The following is a 19,610-nucleotide window of genomic DNA, read 5'->3' on the forward strand; positions in this document are numbered from 1 at the left end:
TTTCGGTGCAGCGTGTCGGCGACCCGTCGACGCTGAGCTGCTACTCAATCGCTTCATCCTGAACGGGAGTCATCATCTTGCTCGAGCGCCTATTCTCACTGCGTGCCGAAGGCACCACGACGCGCACGGAAGTGCTGGCGGGCATCGCCACCTTCATGGCGTCGATGTACATCATCGTGGTCAATCCCGGCATCCTGTCAGCCGCCGGCGTGCCATTCAGTGCCGCCCTCACGGCGACCGTGCTGGTCAGCTTCTTCGGCAGCCTGATGATGGGCCTGTACGCGCGCAACCCGATCCTGGTCGCGCCGGGCATGGGCATCAATGCCCTGTTCGCCTACACCATGGTACTGGGCGGTGGCATGAGCTGGGAGGTCGCGCTGGGCTGCGTGTTCTGGGCCGGCGTCATCTTCGCGGTACTGGCCCTGTTCAACGTGCGCCGCCTGGTGATCGATGCAATTCCCGCTCAGCTTCGCTACGCCATCGCCTGTGGTATCGGCCTGTTCATCACCCTGATCGGTCTGGTGAATGCCAAGCTGATCGTCTCCAATCCGGTCACCGTGGTCAGTGTCGCGCCGATGACGCCCTCGCTGGTGGTCTTCCTGCTGGGGCTGGCGCTGACCGCCATCCTGGTCGCGAAGCGCATCCACGGCGCATTGATCATCGGCATCATCGTCACGACCCTGATGGCGACCACCATCGGGCGTCTGTGGGGGGATGGCAGCGCCTACTTCCCGCCGGAGATCGCTCAGCCGACGCTGGTCAACTTCACCGGTATCTTCGCTGCGCCTGATTTCAGCGGCCTGCTGGCGCTGGACCTGCTCGGTTCGCTCAAGGTGGCCTATGCGCCGTTCATCTTCGTCATCCTGTTCACGGTGTTCTTCGATGCGCTCTCGACCTTCATGGCGGTGGCCGAGGCGGGCAATCTGAAGGACGAGAATGGTGACCCGCGCAATATCCGTCGCTCGATGATGGTCGATGCCTTCTCGGCGCTGGTATCTGCGCCACTGGGTACCAGCCCGGCAAATGCCTACATCGAATCGGCGGCCGGTATCAGTCAGGGCGGACGCACCGGGCTGGTCGCGGTGGTGGTGGCGCTCTGCTTCCTGCCGTTCCTGTTCCTGGCGCCGTTGCTGTCGCTGGTACCGTCCATCGCGACCGCTCCGGCGCTGATTCTGGTCGGCGTGTTCATGATGGAGCCGATCGGCAAGATCCACTGGCACCAGTTCGATGATGCGATTCCGGCCTTCATCGCCATGGTGATGATTCCGCTGACCTATTCCATCACCCACGGTATCGTGTTCGGTTTCCTGAGCTTCGTGGTCATCAAGCTCGGCGTCGGCAAGGCGCGCGAGATTCGCCCGACCATGTGGGTGCTGTTCGCGCTGTCACTGCTGCTGTTGCTGGAAGGCTAGGCTTCGAAAGCGGCAGTGATGTGTCTCGAGAGCGTCGTGCATGAAAAAGCCCCGCCAGGCAGTGACTGCCTGGCGGGGCTTTTTGTTGACGGCTTTTTTTATAGCGCCTGATCAGCTCTCGGTCAGCGAGAGCAGGATCTTCTTGTAGCTCTCGAAGCGCACGCGGCCGATCTCGCCGTTGTCCACGGCCTGCAGCAGGGCACAGCCCGGCTCCTTCTCATGCTTGCAGTCGCGGAAGCGGCAATAGCCGAGATAGTCGTGGAACTCGCGGAAGCCGTCGGTGACCTGCTCGGGAGTCAGGTGCACCAGGCCGAATTCGCGGATGCCGGGCGAGTCGATCAGGTCACCGCCATCCGGCATGTGATAGAGCCAGGCGGTGGTGGTGGTGTGCATGCCCTGGCGTGATTCGGCTGACAGCGGGCCGACACGAACTTCTTCCCTGGGCAGCAGCATGCCGATCAGGGACGACTTGCCGACGCCACTCTGGCCGACGAAGACCGAGGTGCGGTCGCTGAGCTGGGCCTTGAGGGCGTCAAGCCCCGACTCGCCACGCGTGGTACAGGCGACGACTTCGTAGCCGAGCGCTTCATAGCGCGCCAGCAGGTCGCGCAGCTCACCGCCGCTTTCCGGCAGCAGGTCGACCTTGTTGAGCACCAGCACCGGCGTGATGCCGGTGGCTTCCGCGGCGATCAGATAGCGGTCGATCAGGTTGGGCTGCGGGGCGGGTTCGGCGGCGAACACGATCAGGATCTGGTCGATGTTGGCCGCCACCGGCTTGAGCACGCCGCGCATGTCGGGGCGTTCAAGCTCGGTGGTGCGTGCGCCACGCGCGACGACGACGCCGCTGGCATCGCTGGCTTCGCGCCAGATGACCCGGTCACCGGTGACCAGCGTCTCGAGGTTGGCGCGCAGGTGGCAGCGGTGCAGGCTGCCGGATTCGCTTTCGACTTCCAGGCTGCGCCCGAAGTGGGCGATGACACGGCCATGCTGCTCCGGGCCATATTCGCCGGCGTCGAGCTTGTCACGGTCCTGCGTCTCGCGCTTCTCGGCGCGCTTGGTACGCTCGGCCTGCACCTTCTCGATTCGCCATTGCTGCTGGCGGCTTAGCTTGCGTTTACTCATGCTTGGCTGGTGACTCCGGTCGCCGTTCGTTCGCCAGGGATGGGAGAGTCTTCCCCCCTTTGCGGCGCGATTGTACCCTTTGCGCCCTCGGGTGTCGTGCGACGCCCCGGGATGGCGTGTGATACTGCTGTCATCGACTGGCGTCCCGCGCCATTCCATCATCTGCTCAGCAAGGAGTGACCCATGGCAAATCCCACCGCACAGGCCGACCGCCTCATCTGGATCGACCTGGAAATGACCGGTCTCGACCCGGCGCGTGAGCGCATCATCGAGGTGGCCACGCTGGTCACCGACGGCGACCTCAACCTGATCGCCGAAGGCCCGGTGCTGGCCGTGCATCAGCCGGACAGCCTGCTGGAGGCGATGGATGAGTGGAATACGCGCACCCATGGTGAATCCGGGCTGGTGAAGCGCGTCAAGGAAAGTCAGATAGATACCGCCGAAGCCGAACGCCAGACCCTCGAGTTCCTGGCCCGGCACGTGGCGGCAGGCGCCTCGCCGATGTGTGGCAACAGCGTGCATCAGGACCGCCGCTTCCTGCAGCACGAGATGCCGTTGCTGGAAGAATTCTTCCACTACCGCAACATCGATGTCTCGACCCTGAAAGAGCTGGCCAAGCGCTGGAATCCGGCCGCGCTCGATGGTTTCAAGAAGCGTGCGACTCACCAGGCGATGGACGATATCCGTGAGTCACTGGCGGAGCTTGCGCATTACCGCAAGACCTTCCTCAAGCTGACCCAGCAGGGCATCGTCTAAGCATCGTTCCTCTAGGCAACGGCTCTCAAAGCGCGGTGGCCAGGCGGGCGCCGCGCTTGATGGCCTGCTCCTTCAGCGCCCAGCGCACATGCTCGCGCAGCGGCTCGCTGGGGTAGGCCAGACGGGCGCGCAGCACATGCTCGACCTGCTCCGACCAGGGCGCGTTGCCCAGCCCGATGGCGATGTTGGAGAGCCACTTCTCGTAGCCGATGCGTCGAATCGGGCTGCCTTCCGTCTTGCTGAGAAATTCCTGCTCCCCCCAGCAGAACAGGCGGATCAGCTCGATGCGATCCAGATCATGGCGCGGCGAGAAGTCAGTCTCCTGAGTCGCCTTGGCGAAGCGCGTGAAGGGGCAGAACAGCTGACAGTCATCGCAGCCGTAGATGCGGTTGCCCATCGGGCGACGGAATTCCTCGGGGATGGCGCCATCGAGCTCGATGGTCAGGTAGGAGATGCAGCGCCGCGCATCGACGACCTTGTCCTCGACGATGGCATCCGTCGGGCAGGCGACCTTGCAGGCGTTGCAGCTGCCGCAGTGTTCCTTTTCAAAGGGGGCGTCCACCGGCAGGGGCAGGTCGGTGTAGAGTTCGCCCAGGAAGAACAGGCAGCCGGCCTGCTGATTCATCAGCATGGCGTTCTTGCCGAACCAGCCGATGCCGGCCTTCTGTGCCAGGGCGCGCTCCATCACCGGGGCGGAGTCGACGAAGGCGCGATAGCCGAACTTGCCGACTTCCTTCTCGATCTGCTTGGCCAGATTGGCCAGTCGCTTGCGCATCAGCTTGTGGTAATCACGCCCCAGCGCGTAGCGTGACACATAGGCGCGTTCAGGTTGGCTGAGCACCTGAGTGGTCTCGACCTCAGGCGGCAGGTAATCGAGGCGCACGCTGATGACGCGCAGTGTCCCGGGCACCAGCTCCTCAGGACGAGTGCGCTTGGTGCCGTGCTTGGCCATGAAGTTCATCTCGCCGTGATGGCCATTGGCCAGCCAGCGCTCCAGATAGGCCTCGTGGGCCGAGAGGTCGACATCCGTGATGCCGACCTGCTGAAAACCCAGCTCGCGCCCCCATGTCTTGATGCGCGTTGCCAGTTCCGCCATGGCCTGTTCATCGGCAGCGGGGCTCCCGGTGTCGGCAGGTGAAGCGGCGGCGGTGGATGAGTGCGGAGCAGACATGGGGGTTCCAGCGAGATCGAGGACAGAGGCGCGCCACCTTAGCGCAACTTGCCGGTCAGCCCAAGCGTGCTGCCTGACGGCGCGAGCACGGCAGGTAAGGTGCAGTAGAAAGGAAGGCGGCATGCAGCGCCATGTCTCACGATAGGCAACGCATATCCAGACAGGCAACGAGCGTCCAGACAGGCAACGAACATCCAGCCAGGCAATGGATATCCAGACAAGGAGTGTAGGTATGACAGCGCACGGATCGACCTCTGACCAGACCTGCCCCCCGGCATCTTCGGCAACCATGACGCTGTGGCGTTCGGTCAACTGTCTGTGGCCGTTGGCGGCGCTGCGTGATCTGGAGCATTGGATGCTCGCGGAGGAGACCGTCGCCGCTGACAGTGGCCAGAGCGAGGCGCCGGTGGAGAAGCGCCTGATGGGGCGCGCCGCGCAATCGGCGTTTGATCTGCTGCGTCAGCGTTGGCCGGAGACGCGCAGGCTGTGCGTGCTGTGTGGCGGCGGCAACAATGGCGGCGATGGCTATCTGCTGGCGCGTCTGGCATTGCTGGCGGGCTTCGAGGTGCGGGTCATCGCCTTGACGCCGGAGGATGCCTTGACCGGTGATGCGCAGCTGGCCGCGATCGCGGCGCGCGAGGCTGGCGTCGAGACGCTGGCATGGCCGAAGGCCGATGAGGAGGCGGCGGATGCGCTGCTCAAGGGCTGGCCCTTGCTGGTGGATGCGCTGACCGGCATCGGCCTGCGCGATGCGCCGCGCGGCAGCGTGGTCGAAGCCATCGAGCGCATCAATCACGCTCATCAGCAGGGCGTGCATGTCATGGCGCTGGATGTGCCCTCAGGCTTGAACGCCGCGACGGGCGCGGTCGCGGGTGTCGCCGTGGAAGCGGATGTGACGCTGACGTTTCTGGTCGACAAGCCGGGCCTGCACACCGGGCGCGCCGAGCTGCACGCCGGGCACGTCAGTCTGGCGCGCCTGGGCGCGGCGCGCGTGTTGCCGGAGGTGGTCGCGCAGTCGCGAACCGCGGCCTTGCTGGCAGAGGACGCCGTGCAGCGGCTGACACCGCGCTGGCTGGAGTCCGAGCTGGTGCCGCGCTCGCCGCTGGCCCACAAGGGCGATACCGGCAGCGTGCTGGTCTTCGGCGGTGGGCCGGGGCTGGGGGGCTCGGTGTTGCTGGCCAGTGAGGCAGCGGCGCGGGCCGGTGCCGGCAAGGTCGCGCTGCTGACGGCGCCCGCGCATATCAGCGCCAGCCTGACGCGCTGCCCCGAGGTCATGGCACGCGGTCTCAAGAGTGGCCCGGAGGGCAGCAGCCACGATGGCTTCGCCGTGCTGGAATCACAGTTGGCACAGGCCAGCGTGACGCTGGTCGGGCCCGGCATGGGCACGGAGAGTCTCGAGAGCATGCTGTGGGGCTGGGGCGGCATGTCGCGGGTGCTGGCGGCGGGGCAGCCGCTGGTCGTGGATGCCGATGGCCTGAGCCTGCTGGCCTGGCGCGCGAGCGAAGGCGACATCATCCGTCGCGACGACTGGGTGCTGACGCCGCATCCCGGCGAGGCCGCGCGTTTGCTCGATTGCAGTGTGGCGGACATCGAACACGATCGGATCGCAGCCGCAAGAGCGCTTCAGCAGCGTTTCGGCGGCAGCGTGGTGCTCAAGGGCGCGGGCAGTCTGGTGGCGAGCGCTGTGGGGGTACTTGAGGGGCCGGCGGTGGCGCTCTGCCCCTATGGCAATCCGGGCATGGCCAGTGGCGGCATGGGCGATGTGCTGGGTGGCATCATCGCGGGTCTGGCGGCGCAGGCGCTCAACGGCGGCTTCGATGCACGCCAGCCGCGTTCCTCCCAGGATGAGGCGGCGCAGGCCCGGCGAGTCACGCGCGCCATGGCGCAGGCGGCAAGGCTTGGGGTGCTGGTGCATGCCCTGGCGGCCGACCGGGCGGTGCAGGAGCGTGGTGAACGTGGCCTGCTCGCAGGTGATCTGGCATCCTATATGCATTTATTGCTCAATCCACGGGCCCGAGATGCGCATACTTCTGTCTGATGAAAACGCCCAGGTTGCCTTCGGCACTCAATTGGGAAATATCCTTGCCGGCCGCGGGCTGGTGTTCCTGGAGGGCGAGCTGGGGGCGGGCAAGACGACCCTGACCCGCGGCGTGCTGCGCGCCTATGGTCACCAGGGCGCGGTCAAGAGCCCGACCTACACCCTGGTGGAGCCCTACGTGCTGCCACGGGCCGAGGGTGGCGAGTGGCACATCAACCACTTCGACCTCTACCGTCTCGCCGACCCTGAAGAGCTCGAGTTCATCGGGGGGCGCGATCTGCTCGCCGCCGACAGCCTGGCGCTGATCGAGTGGCCGAGCTGTGGTCAGGGCTTTCTGCCCACGCCGGATCTGCGCATCACGCTGTTCGTCGCCGACGAAGGACGCGAGGCCGAATTGACTGCCCTGACACCGCGAGGTGAGGGTTGGTTGGCAACACTGGCCGAGCGTCGAACCTCTCAGGCATGATGACGCCGTTCCGCTTGCGTTGTCTGGCGGCGCAGTGTCCGATCATTCGTTATCTTCATTCATGTTCTTTCTGTCTGGGTCATCCTGTCTGATGCCTGAAATAGCGTCCAAAATCCCCCGTATGCGTCTGGCGCGCAGTTTCCGTCGCTGGCTGGCGGGTGGCGTCGTCTGCTCGCTTGCCAGTCTGGTGCTGGCGCCGCAGGCGCTGGCCGCCAAGGTCGAGAACCTGCGCCTGTGGACCGCACCGGACCACACGCGGCTGGTGTTCGATCTCGACAGTGCCGCCAAGGCCAAGGTCTTCGGCCTCGACAATCCGCGCCGTCTGGTGATCGACCTTGCCGGCAGCGAAGTGGCCAGTGCCGCGGTCGAGCGCAAGTTCGCCGCGCTGAATCTCGAAGGCAGTGCCATCAAGTCGATCCGCAGCGGGCGTCAAGGGGATGCCCTGCGTGTGGTGCTCGACCTGACGCGCCCGGTCAATCCCAAGGACTTCACGCTGGCGCCGAATGCCAAGTACGGCAATCGCCTGGTGGTGGATCTCGAGTTCCCCGGCGAATCGGCGGTCGAGAACCCCATCGACCCCATCGAGGCCCGTATCCGCGAGCAGGAACAGGCCGCGGCCAAGCGCAAGCTGAAGGGCGAGCCGGCGGAACCTGTGGTCAATACCCAGGCGGCGGCACATCCCAAGCGTGACATCATCATCGCGATCGACCCTGGCCACGGCGGGGAAGACCCGGGCGCCAGCGGCCCCAGCGGGACTCGAGAGAAGGATGTGGTGCTCAAGATCGGCAAGCGCCTCAAGCGCATGTTCGATGCCCAGCCCGGCTTCAAGGCCATCCTGACCCGCAACAGCGATTACTACATTCCGCTGCGCAAGCGCACCGAGATCGCGCGTGAGCAGAAGGCAGACTTCTTCGTCTCTATTCACGCCGATGCCTTCAACAGCCCGCGCCCGCACGGCAGCTCGGTCTTTGCGCTCTCAAGCCGCGGCGCGACGTCCGAGACCGCACGCTGGCTGGCCGCCACCGAAAACCGTGCTGACCTGATCGGGGGCGTGGATGGCAATCTCAGCCTGAATGACAAGGATGAGATGCTGCGTGGCGTCTTGCTCGACCTAACCATGACCGCGACGCTCAATGATTCGCTGGCGGCGGGTAGCGGCGTGCTGGCCAACCTCGGGCGCATGAATTCCCTGCACAAGCGTCAGGTGGAGCAAGCGGGCTTCGTGGTGCTCAAGTCGCCGGATATCCCCTCGCTGCTGGTGGAGACGGGCTTCATCTCCAATCCCCAGGAAGAGCGCAACCTCAACAGCGGCCCCTATCAGGAGAAGCTGGCGCGCTCGATCTTCTCGGGAATCCAGAGCCACTTCGAGCGCAATCCGCCGCCCGCGAGTCTGCTGGCATGGCAGCGCAGCCAGGCACGCGGTGGCAATGGCGGCGAATATCGCGTCAAGAGTGGCGATACGCTGTCGGAAGTGGCCCAGCGCCACAACGTGAGCATGGCGGCCCTCAAGCAGGCCAACAACATGAGTGGCGACACGGTGCGCGTGGGCCAGCTGCTCAAGATTCCGCGCAGCTGAACCTGACGTCATGAAGTCGCCCTGACCGCGCCTTGCGTTGGCGGGGTGCAGACACTGTCCGCTGATGCAGTTCCGGCATGCGTTGCTTGCCGTGGCTGGGTCGGCGGACAGTATCGTTTTCAGAGAAGCGGGGTTTTTCGCTCGTGTATCCAGGAGTCTATCGATGTCTGACGAGCTGACCGACATGCAGCCCGCTCGCCCTGGCGAGCGACGGATCCGTATCCTCAATCCGCGCCTTGCCAACCAGATCGCGGCGGGTGAGGTCGTGGAGCGGCCGGCTTCCGTGGTCAAGGAGCTGGTCGAGAACGCCATCGATGCCGGCAGCACCCGCATCGAGCTGGAGCTGGAAGGTGGCGGAGCGCGGTTGATTCGCGTGCGCGACAACGGCTGCGGCATCACCGAGGAAGACCTGCCGCTGGCGCTGTCACGGCATGCGACCAGCAAGATCGAGAGCCTGGATGACCTCGAGGGCGTGGCGAGCCTCGGTTTCCGGGGCGAGGCACTGGCCTCGATCAGTTCGGTCTCGCGGCTGGAGCTGTTCTCGAATGTCTCGGAGGAACCAGCCAATGGCTGGCGCGTGGTGGCGGAAGGGCGCGAGATGGCGCCGCGCGTCTCCCCGGCGCCGCATCCGCGTGGCACCAGCGTCGCGGTGCGTGATCTGTTCTTCAATACGCCGGCGCGCCGCAAGTTCATGCGCACCGAGAAGACCGAGTTCGGCCATGTCGAGGAAAGCTTCCGGCGGCTGGCACTGTCACGCCACGATATCGGCTGGACGCTGCGTCACAACCAGAAGGTGGTGCACCAGCTGCGCGCCGGTGAAGACACCCTGACGGTGGAGCGGCGCATCGGTGCGCTGCTCGGGCGCAACTTCCTCGAGCATGCGCTGCATCTGGATATCGAGGCCTCCGGGCTGCGCCTGTCCGGTTGGGTGGGCTTGCCGACGCATTCGCGTGCCCAGGCCGATCAGCAGTACTTCTTCGTCAATGGCCGCGTGGTGCGCGACCGCCTCGTCGCGCATGCCGTTCGTCAGGCCTACCGCGATGTGCTGTTCCATGGTCGGCATCCGGTGTTCGTGCTCTATCTGGAGCTCGACCCGACAGTGGTGGATGTCAACGTTCACCCGACCAAGCACGAAGTGCGCTTCCGGGACGGGCGACTGGTGCATGACTTCCTGTTCTCGAGCCTGCACAAGGCGCTGGCCGAGGTGCGCCCCGGTGACAACAGCGCCGCGCCTACCGGCATCGACGGGCAGGAGAAGGAGGAGGACCCCGGCTGGCAGCAGCAGGGCATGCGTCTTGGCCGTCAGGAACAGGACGCCCAGCCAAATGCCGCTTCCGAGCAGCAATCGATATCGGCCGGCTCGCAGGCCGGGGGCGACTCGTCGGCCTCGCCGAGCGCGCCTGCAGGCGCTGCGGCCCCCTGGCAGCCTTCCTCGCAGCTGCCGCCTGCCGGTGATGGTCGCTCCAGCGAACGCCTGAGTGCCGAGCGTGTGCGTCAGTTCATGGCCGGCTATCGGGCGCTGCACCCCAGCGAAGATCATCTGCTGACGCCGGGTGGCGGCGCGGGCGTGGCCAATGATCCGGCGGCGATCGCCAGTGCCGAGCGTGAGGCGCGGCGTGCGCCACGTGTCACGCTGGGCGAAGGTGGCCGCGAGGGTGACGGGCCAGGGCAGGGCGCAGGACTGGGGGGTGCGCAGGCCGGTGTCGGGGAAGCTGCGCCCGGCTGGCGGGTCGACTCGCCTCAGGTGGGTGGGCCGTCCGGTGGCGCGCCTTCCAGCGACGCAGGGTCTGGCATGTCGGCGCCGTCTGTCTCTAGTGGCTCGGGCTCAGGCAGTTCGGTCCCGGGTGGCGCGGTCTCAGGTGGTTCGGTCTCAGGCAGCTCGGCAGTGGTGATGCGAGGCCTGCCGGCCCAGAGTGATGATGATGACACGCCGCCGCTGGGCTACGCCGTGGCGCAGCTGCACGGCGTCTATATCCTGTCGCAGACCTCGCGCGGGCTGGTGATGGTCGACATGCATGCCGCTCACGAGCGCATCACCTATGAGCGCATGAAGCAGCACGTTCACGGCGGCGGCCATCTGGAGGCCCAGCCGCTGCTGGTGCCGGTATCGCTGGCGGTCAGTGCGCGTGAGATGGGCACCTTCGAGCGCGAGTCCGAGGCGTTCACGCGTCTGGGCGTCGAGCTGGACGCTGCCGGGCCGGAAACGCTGCTGGTGCGTCAGGTGCCGGTCGTGCTCGGCAATGCCGATGTGGAACCCCTGGTGCGCGGCATGCTGGAAGATCTTGAGCGCTATGGGCGCAGTGACCGCATGGAGGCGCACATGAATGAACTGCTCGCCGACATGGCGTGTCGCGGCAGCGTGCGCGCCAACCGCCGACTGACGATTCCGGAAATGAATGCTCTGCTACGTGACATGGAGCGCACCGAGCGCTCTGGGCAATGCAATCATGGCCGGCCGACCTGGACCGAGCTTTCGATGCATGAGCTCGACAAGCTGTTCCTGCGCGGCCAGTAGATGACGCCCCGTGTCGTCGCGGTTCACCCCTGATTCACCTCCCAGCCCAGACAATAGGCCATGACCCAGATTCAACCCCCTGAAGATTCCCGACACCACGCGCCTGAGGTGGCTGACAAGCCGCCTGTCGTGTTGTTGATGGGGCCGACGGCCTCCGGCAAGACCGACCTCGCCATTCGCTGGCACGAGGAGCAGGGCGCGGAGCTGGTCAGTGTCGATTCGGCGCTGATCTATCGCGGCATGGATATCGGCACGGCCAAGCCGAGCGCGGCCGAGCTGGCCCGAGCGCCACACCGCCTGATCGACTTTCTCGACCCGCTGGAGAGCTATTCCGCCGCCGAGTTTCGTCGCGATGCGCTGGCGCATATCGCCGAGATCCAGTCCCGCGGCAAGATGCCGCTGCTGGTCGGTGGCACCATGATGTATTTCAAGCGTCTGTTGGAAGGCGTAGCGGAGCTGCCGGCAGCGGATGCCGAGCTGCGCGCGGAGCTCGAGGCGCGTATCCAGTCCGAGGGTCTGCAGGCGCTGCATGCGCAGCTGGCGCGGCTTGATCCGGCCACGGCACAGCGCATTCGGGCCACTGACCCCCAGCGGCTGACACGCGCGCTGGAGGTCTGTCTGATCAGCGGGCGCCCGATGAGCGAGCTGCTCGCGGAGCAGCCAGAGGCGGAACTTCCGTTCCGGCCGATAGCGATCGCACTGGCGCCCCACGATAGAGCCGTGTTACATGAACGTATCGAGACGCGTTTTGATCAGATGTTGGAACAGGGCTTCATTGCCGAGGTCGAAGCGCTGAAGGCACGTCCGGAGCTGCATGCGGGCCTGCCCTCGATACGTTGTGTCGGCTACCGTCAGGTGTGGGATTTTCTCGATGGCCATCTGAGCCGGGATGAGATGCGCGAACGCGGCATCATCGCGACGCGTCAACTCGCCAAGCGACAGTTGACCTGGTTGCGGAGCTGGCAGGGGATTCACCCGGTGGATTCCATGGGTGTAGATCCTTACAGTGAAACCTTGAAAATCGTGCGCCAGACCTGCACTTAGCGTAACATGAGCGGTCACGACCCGCGCCCGTGAAGCCCCCTCAAGAGGGCAACCCGGAGCGCTGGCGAACATAACCATACTTACCTCGAACGAGACATTTTTACGGAGAGTCACATGTCCAAAGGTCAATCACTCCAGGACCCGTACCTGAACATCCTGCGCAAGGAACGTATCCCGGTCTCGATCTTCCTGGTCAACGGCATCAAGCTGCAGGGCCAGATCGAATCCTTCGATCAGTTCGTGATCCTGCTGCGCAATACTGTCTCCCAGATGGTTTACAAGCACGCTATCTCGACCGTGGTGCCGTCGCGCAATGTGCGCCTGCCGGCCCAGGATCCGAGCGTGCCGTCCACAGAAAGCTGAAGTTAGAGGCGCTGATTGTTCTTCGAACGACCCGAAGCCGGTGAAACGGCCGTCCTGGTGCATGTCAATTTCCGGGACGAAAAAGAACGCGAGGATGCCGGTGAGCTCCTCGAACTCGTACGTTCGGCAGGCGCCGTGCCGGCGACCCTCATCGAGGGTAGCCGGCCCCGCCCCGACTCCCGTACGTTCATCGGAGAAGGCAAGCTTGAGGAAGTGCAAGAGGCCTTGGCCGTGCACGAAGCCGAGCTGGTCATTTTCAACCATTCATTGAGCCCTTCCCAGCAGCGTAACCTCGAAGCCACGCTCAAGTGTCGCGTCATCGACCGTACCGGTCTGATTCTCGACATCTTTGCCCAGCGTGCGCGGACCCATGAGGGCAAGCTGCAGGTGGAACTCGCACAGCTCGAGTACATGTCCACCCGCCTGGTGCGGGGTTGGACCCACCTTGAGCGTCAGAAAGGCGGTATCGGTCTGCGAGGCCCGGGGGAAACCCAGCTCGAGACTGACCGTCGCCTGTTGCGCGCCCGTATCAAGTCGATCCACAAGCGACTCGAGAAGGTGCACAAGCAGCGCGATCAGAACCGCCGTGCCCGTGCGCGTGCCGAGATCCCGAGTCTGTCGCTGGTCGGCTATACCAACGCCGGCAAGTCGACGCTGTTCAACGCGCTGACCACCTCCGAGGTGTACGCCGCCGATCAGCTGTTCGCGACGCTGGACCCGACGCTGCGTCGTCTGGAGCTCGAGGATGTCGGTCCGGCAGTCCTGGCCGATACCGTCGGCTTCATTCGTCATCTGCCGCACAAGCTGGTAGAAGCCTTCCAGGCGACCCTGCAGGAAGCGGCGGAAGCGGATCTGCTGGTACATGTCATCGACGCCGCAGACCCGGAGAATGACCGCAATACCGAGCAGGTCAATCACGTCCTGAGCGAGATCGATGCCGGTGACGTGCCGCGTCTGTTGGTCATGAACAAGATCGACCGACTCGACATGGCGCCGCGCATCGAGCGTGATGGCTTCGGTCGTCCGCTGGCGGTGTGGCTGTCGGCACGCGACGGCAAGGGGCTGGATCTGCTGATGCAGGCCTTCGCCGAGCTGCTGTCCGACAACGTCATCTCCATGCGGCTGACGCTGGGGCCTGCGAAGTCCCGTCTGCGGGCAGGCCTGCATGAGCTGGACGCGGTCAAGGACGAGCAATATGACGAGCAGGGCAATGCGCTGCTGGACATTCGTCTCGAGAAACGCGATTTTCTGCAGTTGTTGTCGCATCTTGGTGAATCGCCTGAAGATTATCTCGGCGGTGAACATGACGACCGCGAAGCCTGGCAGCGTGAGCTGTCCGCCGAACGCGCGGAAAAGCATCGCGTGTCGGTCACGCACAAGTCCTGATACCGTCAGGTAACGAGACTTGCGCCGGTGCGCTGCGCAGCAGCTCGATGAGAAGTGGCGCACGAGGCAGAAGTGGCGCACGAGGCAGCAGCGCACCGTTGTCGCAACGCAGTGGCAAGCACTACCCGGCATCCATCGCCGCGCACGAATGACGATGGATGCCCTCGCGCAGGGCCTGCCCTGCGCGTCAGAGCAGCGGGCATTCAGCAGGATTGGCTGGATGCCGTCCGACGGACGATGGCCGTCGGGCAGGGCCATGGCCTTCTCCCGCAAGGGACGCGTCGCCATGCCGTACGAGAGAATCGGTTGCCGGAGGCCATCAGGCTCAAGGCACGGAACCGGTCGCAGCTGGCAGGGCGGCGTCATCATAATGACGAGCGGAACATCGACTGAGTGGAGACGACGTATGGCTTGGAATGAGCCGGGTGGCGGCAACCAGCATGACCCGTGGAGCGGCGGTGGTCGCAACGGGGACAAGAAGGGGGGCGGGGGTAACGGCGGTGGCAATGGTGGACCGCCCGACCTCGACGAAGCGCTGAAGAAATTCCAGGACAAGCTCAATGGCATGCTCGGTAATGGCCGCAAGCGTCGTGGCGGTGCCGGTGGCAATGGCGGCAACGGTGGCAGCACCAATGCCTTCGCACTGCCGGGTATCATCGGTGTCATCCTGGTCGCCATCTGGGCGGCTTCCGGTTTCTATCTGGTCGATCAGTCAGAGCGTGGCGTCGTGCTGCGTTTCGGCAAGTACAACGACATCGTCGGTCCGGGCCTGCACTGGAATCCGCCGATCATCGACGATGTGCGTGAGGTCAACGTCACCAAGGTGCGTTCGCTCTCCCAGACCAAATCGATGCTGACCCAGGACGAGAACATCGTCGAAGTCCAGATGTCCGTGCAGTATCAGGTGTCCAACCCGCGTGACTTCCTGCTCAACGTCCGTGCGCCCGAGATCAGTCTCGAGAACGCCATGGACTCTGCGCTGCGTCACGAAGTCGGCAGTGCCGACATGAACGACATCCTGACCTCCGGTCGTGAATTGCTGGCCAGCAACGTCAAGTCGCGCCTGCAGTCCTATCTGGACAACTACGGTGTCGGCCTGACGCTGCAGACCATCAACGTCGAGTCCACCTCTGCGCCGGCAGCGGTCCAGGATTCCTTCGATGACGTCATCAAGGCGCGTGAGGATCGTCAGCGCACGATCAACCAGGCACTGGCCTACGAGAACTCGATTCTCCCGGAAGCCCAGGGTCAGGCGCAGCGCATCATCGAGGAAGCCGAGGGTTACAAGGAGTCCGTGGTCGCGAAGTCCCAGGGTGAAGCCAACCGCTTCACGTCCCTGCTGACCGAGTACCAGAAGGCGCCGGAAATCATCCGCGAGCGCATGTATCTGGAAACCATGGGCGAAGTGCTCGGCAAGACCAACAAGGTGCTGGTGGATGTCGAGAACGGCAATTCCCTCATGTACCTGCCGTTGGACAAGCTGGCCAACAAGTCCAGTGCTGCCGCTGAAGACAGCAGTGGCATGAGTCGTAGCGAGCTGGACCGTGTGTCCCGACAGGCGAGTGATGCCCTGAGCCGCAGCCAGAGCACTGACAGCAGCAACAGCATCCGTCGGGAGGGTCGTTAATGATCAACAATCGCTCACTGATGGCCGTCGCCGGTCTGGCCGTAGTGGCCTGGCTTGGTAGCAACAGCCTCTACACGGTTGATGAGACCCAGCGCGCCATCAAGCTCAAGTTTGGTGAAGTGGTGGAAGACAACATCCAGCCCGGCCTGCACTTCAAGCTGCCGGTCTACAACACGATCCGTACCTTCGATACGCGCGTGTTGACGCTGGATGCCCAGGCAAGCCGTTATCTGACCCGCGAGAAGAAGGCCGTCATCGTCGACTCCTTCGTCAAGTGGAAGATCGTCGATCCGAAGCGCTACTACGAAGCGACCTCCGGCGACGAGCAGATGGCTGAGCGCCTGATCGCGCCGCGTGTCGACGAGAGTCTGCGTAACGAGTTCGGCAAGCTCGAGCTGGTGCAGATCATCTCCGAGCAGCGTGACGCGCTGATGAAGAAGCCCACCGAAGAGCTCGACGAGGTGATGCGCAAGGAACTGGGGGTGTCGATTCTCGATATCCGCGTCAAGCGTATCGACCTGCCGGACGAAGTCTCCCAGGCGGTCTACGAGCGCATGAAGACCGAGCGTCAGCGTGAGGCACGAGAGTATCGTGCCCAGGGCCAGGAGCAGGCCGAGAAGATCCAGGCCAATGCCGATCGTCGCCGTTCCGTCCTGCTCGCGCAGGCCGAAGAACAGGCGCAGACCCTGCGCGGTGAGGGCGATGCCTCCGCCGCCGCCATCTATGCCGGTGCCTACGGGGCGGATACCGAGTTCTTCCGCTTCTACCGCTCACTGCAGGCCTATCGCGACAGCTTCAAGGGCGATGGCAACATGATGGTCATGCAGCCGGACAGCGAGTTCTTCCGCTTCTTCAAGGACCCGCAGGGTGGTAGCAAGTAAGCAGCATCATTAAGCCCGAAGGCTCGCCTTCGGGGATGTTGCGCGCGGCCTCTGGCAGCATCAGAGGCCGCGCAGTGGATGAACGCCGTACGAGAGGTTCGCGGGGTTCATCCCACAAGGATTCATGCTAGACTCCTGCAACCGGGCACCGCCCGGTTTTTTTGTGGCCGCTTTTCATGCACAGGCGCAAGGCCGACAGGAAAGCGTCGAGCAGGACCTTGCTTCACGGGTCTCGGTCGGCTGCTGTGAAATCCCCCGCAGGCGTCGCGTTCGTCACGCACGCCAGCCGGGTTAATTTCCTCGCGTCACGAGTCACCCCTTGTCATAAATCTCTCGCAGGATAGCGCAATGACCATCGCAGATCGCTGGCTCCTCCCGGATGGCATGGATGAGGTATTGCCCCCTCAGGCAACCCGTATGGAGGCGCTGCGCCGCGCGCTGCTCGACCTCTATCATCGCTTCGGCTATGACCTGGTGCTGCCGCCGCCCGTCGAATTTCTCGATTCGCTGCTGACCGGCACCGGTACCGAGCTTGATCTGCAGACCTTCAAGCTGACCGACCAGATGACCGGTCGCATGATGGGCGCCAGCGCCGACGTCACCCCGCAGGTGGCGCGCATGGATGCTCACTCCCTGCACCGCGAAGGCCCGGTACGTCTGTGCTACTGCGCCAACGTGCTGCGCACCAAGGCGGACAAGCACCAGGGCGGTCGCAGCCCGGTGCAGGTCGGTGCTGAGCTCTTCGGTCACGCCGGCCTCGAGGCCGACCACGAGATCCTGCACCTGGCACTGACCAGTCTCGAGCAGGCCGGTGCCGGTGAATTGCACCTGGCACTGGGCCATATCGGCATCTATCGTGCCTTGATCGCCGAAGCCGGCATGAATGACGAGCACGAGCGTGAGCTGTTCGCCGCCATCGAGCGTAAACAGTATTCCGCTCTCGATGCATTGATCGATCGCGTGGTGGGTGACAAGGTAGTGGCGGGCATGCTCAAGGCGCTGCCGCACCTGCACGGTGATGACGAGATTCTTGCCCAGGCGCGTACCGCCTTCGCCGGCGCACCGGCGGCAGTCGCCAGCGCTCTGGATCAGCTGACGGCGCTGAGCTGCGCGGTCCGCGAGCGTCATCCGCAGGTCACGCTCTATTTCGATCTCGCCGAACTGCGCGGTTACGAGTATCACACCGGCATGGTGTTCGCGGCCTACGTCCCGGGTTACGGTCAGGCGCTGGCCAAGGGGGGGCGCTACGACGATACTGGACGTGCCTTCGGTCGTGCGCGTCCTGCCACCGGCTTCTCGATGGACCTCAAGCAGCTGGCCTCGCTGGCCGTGCAGGCTCCGGCCTGTGATGGCATCTGGGCGCCGGCACTCAACGACAGCGCGCTGCGTGAGTGTGTCGACCAGCTGCGTGCCGCTGGCGAGCGTGTCATCGAAGCGCTGCCGGGCCAGACCACCGGCGCGGATGCACACCGTTGCAACCGTGAGCTGGTCAATGGCGACGGCGGCTGGCAGGTCGTCACACTCGATGCCTGAGCTTGTATGACTGAGCCTGGATGCCTGAGCTTGAAGGGTTGAGCTTCGGTGATCCGAGAGCGATGGCAGCGAGTGACAGATAGCAGAACAGCTGGGGCCACTGGGTCCCGAGGTGCAGCTGCCGACAGGGCAGCTGCACTTGTGAGTGGGTTTTCACCGACGGTTATTCACCGAAAGAGATAGGAACCATGGGCAAGAATGTAGTCGTGCTCGGCACCCAATGGGGTGATGAAGGCAAGGGCAAGGTCGTCGACCTGCTGACCGAATCCGCCAGCGCCGTCGTGCGTTTCCAGGGTGGCCACAACGCGGGTCACACCCTGGTGCTGGACGGCAAGAAGACCGTCCTCCACCTGATCCCGTCCGGCATCCTCCACCCGGGCAAGACCTGCGTCATCGGCAACGGTGTCGTGCTGTCTCCGGAAGCGCTGATCAAGGAAATCCGTGAGCTTGAAGCCAACGACGTGCCGGTGCGTGATCGCCTGCGTCTGTCGCCGGCCTGTCCGCTGATCCTGTCCTACCACGTGCGTCTGGACCAGGCGCGCGAGAAGGCCCGTGGCGTCGCCAAGATCGGTACTACCGGTCGCGGCATCGGTCCGGCTTACGAAGACAAGGTCGCGCGTCGTGGCCTGCGTCTGGGTGACATGCTCCACCGTGAGCGTTTCGCCTCCAAGCTGGGCGAAGTGCTGGATTACCACAACTTCGTGCTGCAGCACTATCACGGTGAAGCGCCGGTCGACTTCCAGCAGGTGCTGGACGAAGCCATGGAAATGGCCGAAGAGCTGCGCCCGATGGTCTGCGACACCGTGGATCTGGTCCACTCCGTGCGCAAGGCCAACGAGAACATCCTCTTCGAAGGTGCTCAGGGCTCACTGCTCGACATCGACCACGGTACCTACCCGTACGTCACCAGCTCCAACACCACTGCCGGCGGCACCGCCACCGGTTCCGGCGTCGGTCCGCTGTATCTCGACTACGTGCTGGGCATCACCAAGGCCTACACCACGCGTGTCGGCTCCGGTCCGTTCCCGACCGAGCTGTTCGATGAGTTCGGCCGTCACCTGGCCGAGCGTGGCCACGAATTCGGTGCCACCACCGGTCGTGCGCGTCGTTGTGGTTGGTTCGATGCCGTCGCCCTGCGTCACGCCGTGCAGATCAACTCGGTCAGCGGCATCTGCCTGACCAAGCTGGACGTGCTGGACGGTCTCGAGAACATCCGCGTCTGCATCGGCTATCGCAGCAAGGATGGCGACGTACTGGACAACCCAGTGGATTCCGAAGGCTACGAAGCCATCGAACCGCTGTACCAGGACCTGCCGGGCTGGAGCGATTCCACCATCGGCGTGCGCGAAGTCGACAAGCTGCCGGCCAACGCCCGCGCTTACATCAGCTTCCTGGAAGAGCAGGTCGGCGTGCCGATCGACATCATCTCCACTGGCCCGGACCGCAACGAGACCATCGTGCTGCGCAACCCGTTCCACGGCTGATCATCACGCATCGCTCACATGAGCCTTGCATGACGGCATGATGGCGTGACCAAGACACCCCGTCGGGATTCTCCCGGCGGGGTGTCTTGCGTTGTGGAGTTGTGGAGTTGTGGAGATGGAGAGGGGCTTGAGAAGGGGGGTCTTTAGAGAGGGCTTGCGTTGCAGGGGAGGGGCGGCCGTCATCGATCTCCCGCTGCGCACGGGAAGCGCCTGGGGCTTCGGGCGTGGCTGGTAGA

General features: G+C 64.4%; 15 protein-coding genes. 13 read left to right on the forward strand and 2 right to left on the reverse strand.

From position 1 onward, the window contains the following. Positions 1–77: 77 nt before the first annotated feature. Positions 78–1,412, forward strand: coding sequence for an NCS2 family permease (locus tag QD356_RS02425; RefSeq protein ID WP_153635353.1), 1,335 nt, complete (start codon positions 78–80; stop codon positions 1,410–1,412). A gap of 111 nt (positions 1,413–1,523) precedes the next feature. Here the strand turns inward: QD356_RS02425 and rsgA are convergent, their stop codons facing one another. Beyond that, on the reverse strand, positions 1,524–2,534 hold the full coding sequence (gene rsgA, locus QD356_RS02430) for a small ribosomal subunit biogenesis GTPase RsgA (RefSeq protein WP_192837873.1): 1,011 nt from the start codon (positions 2,532–2,534) through the stop codon (positions 1,524–1,526). A gap of 183 nt (positions 2,535–2,717) precedes the next feature. Here rsgA and orn point away from each other — a divergent pair, with 183 nt between their 5' ends. Further along, positions 2,718–3,290, forward strand: a complete 573-nt coding sequence (gene orn, locus QD356_RS02435) for an oligoribonuclease (RefSeq protein ID WP_107335235.1) — start codon at positions 2,718–2,720, stop codon at positions 3,288–3,290. A gap of 25 nt (positions 3,291–3,315) precedes the next feature. On the opposite strand, the gene queG is transcribed toward orn, so the two are convergent. Next, a complete protein-coding gene (gene queG / locus QD356_RS02440) occupies positions 3,316–4,386 on the reverse strand; it encodes a tRNA epoxyqueuosine(34) reductase QueG (RefSeq protein ID WP_225996436.1) in 1,071 nt (356 codons plus the stop codon). 307 nt (positions 4,387–4,693) lie between these two features. Here queG and QD356_RS02445 point away from each other — a divergent pair, with 307 nt between their 5' ends. From QD356_RS02445 to QD356_RS02495, 11 genes are all read left to right on the forward strand, one after another. Continuing rightward, positions 4,694–6,499: an NAD(P)H-hydrate dehydratase gene (locus QD356_RS02445; protein ID WP_192837875.1), complete on the forward strand. Its 1,806-nt coding sequence runs from the start codon at positions 4,694–4,696 to the stop codon at positions 6,497–6,499. After that, positions 6,480–6,965 (forward strand): tRNA (adenosine(37)-N6)-threonylcarbamoyltransferase complex ATPase subunit type 1 TsaE, encoded by a 486-nt coding sequence (tsaE, locus tag QD356_RS02450; protein ID WP_043335197.1) that lies wholly within the window; start codon positions 6,480–6,482, stop codon positions 6,963–6,965. Before QD356_RS02445 ends, tsaE begins: the two co-directional genes overlap by 20 nt. A gap of 121 nt (positions 6,966–7,086) precedes the next feature. Then, the gene (locus tag QD356_RS02455; protein ID WP_043335201.1) at positions 7,087–8,541 is read left to right on the forward strand and encodes an N-acetylmuramoyl-L-alanine amidase; all 1,455 of its coding nucleotides are present in this window, start codon (positions 7,087–7,089) and stop codon (positions 8,539–8,541) included. A 163-nt stretch (positions 8,542–8,704) separates the two neighbouring features. Beyond that, complete coding sequence (mutL, locus tag QD356_RS02460; RefSeq protein ID WP_225996380.1) at positions 8,705–11,056, forward strand: DNA mismatch repair endonuclease MutL; 2,352 nt, start codon at positions 8,705–8,707, stop codon at positions 11,054–11,056. 60 nt (positions 11,057–11,116) lie between these two features. Further along, positions 11,117–12,100 (forward strand): tRNA (adenosine(37)-N6)-dimethylallyltransferase MiaA, encoded by a 984-nt coding sequence (miaA, locus tag QD356_RS02465; protein WP_225996381.1) that lies wholly within the window; start codon positions 11,117–11,119, stop codon positions 12,098–12,100. 114 nt (positions 12,101–12,214) lie between these two features. Next, on the forward strand, positions 12,215–12,463 hold the full coding sequence (hfq, locus tag QD356_RS02470; RefSeq protein ID WP_043335203.1) for an RNA chaperone Hfq: 249 nt from the start codon (positions 12,215–12,217) through the stop codon (positions 12,461–12,463). 15 nt (positions 12,464–12,478) lie between these two features. Beyond that, positions 12,479–13,849: a ribosome rescue GTPase HflX gene (gene hflX / locus QD356_RS02475; protein ID WP_192837876.1), complete on the forward strand. Its 1,371-nt coding sequence runs from the start codon at positions 12,479–12,481 to the stop codon at positions 13,847–13,849. Positions 13,850–14,255: 406 nt separating this feature from the next. Then, entirely contained in the window at positions 14,256–15,476 is a 1,221-nt protein-coding gene (gene hflK / locus QD356_RS02480) for an FtsH protease activity modulator HflK (RefSeq protein WP_043335204.1), read from the forward strand. Then, complete coding sequence (gene hflC / locus QD356_RS02485; RefSeq protein ID WP_043335206.1) at positions 15,476–16,357, forward strand: protease modulator HflC; 882 nt, start codon at positions 15,476–15,478, stop codon at positions 16,355–16,357. Before hflK ends, hflC begins: the two co-directional genes overlap by 1 nt. A 348-nt stretch (positions 16,358–16,705) precedes the next feature. Continuing rightward, positions 16,706–17,890 carry an ATP phosphoribosyltransferase regulatory subunit gene (locus tag QD356_RS02490; protein WP_131431591.1) on the forward strand — a complete coding sequence of 395 codons (1,185 nt, stop codon included), beginning with the start codon at positions 16,706–16,708 and terminating at the stop codon, positions 17,888–17,890. A 188-nt stretch (positions 17,891–18,078) separates the two neighbouring features. Next, positions 18,079–19,374 (forward strand): adenylosuccinate synthase, encoded by a 1,296-nt coding sequence (locus QD356_RS02495; protein WP_043335209.1) that lies wholly within the window; start codon positions 18,079–18,081, stop codon positions 19,372–19,374. Positions 19,375–19,610: the final 236 nt, after the last annotated feature.

This window comes from Cobetia sp. 2AS (genome assembly GCF_029846355.1).
GTDB classification, from domain to species: Bacteria; Pseudomonadota; Gammaproteobacteria; order Pseudomonadales; family Halomonadaceae; genus Cobetia; species Cobetia amphilecti.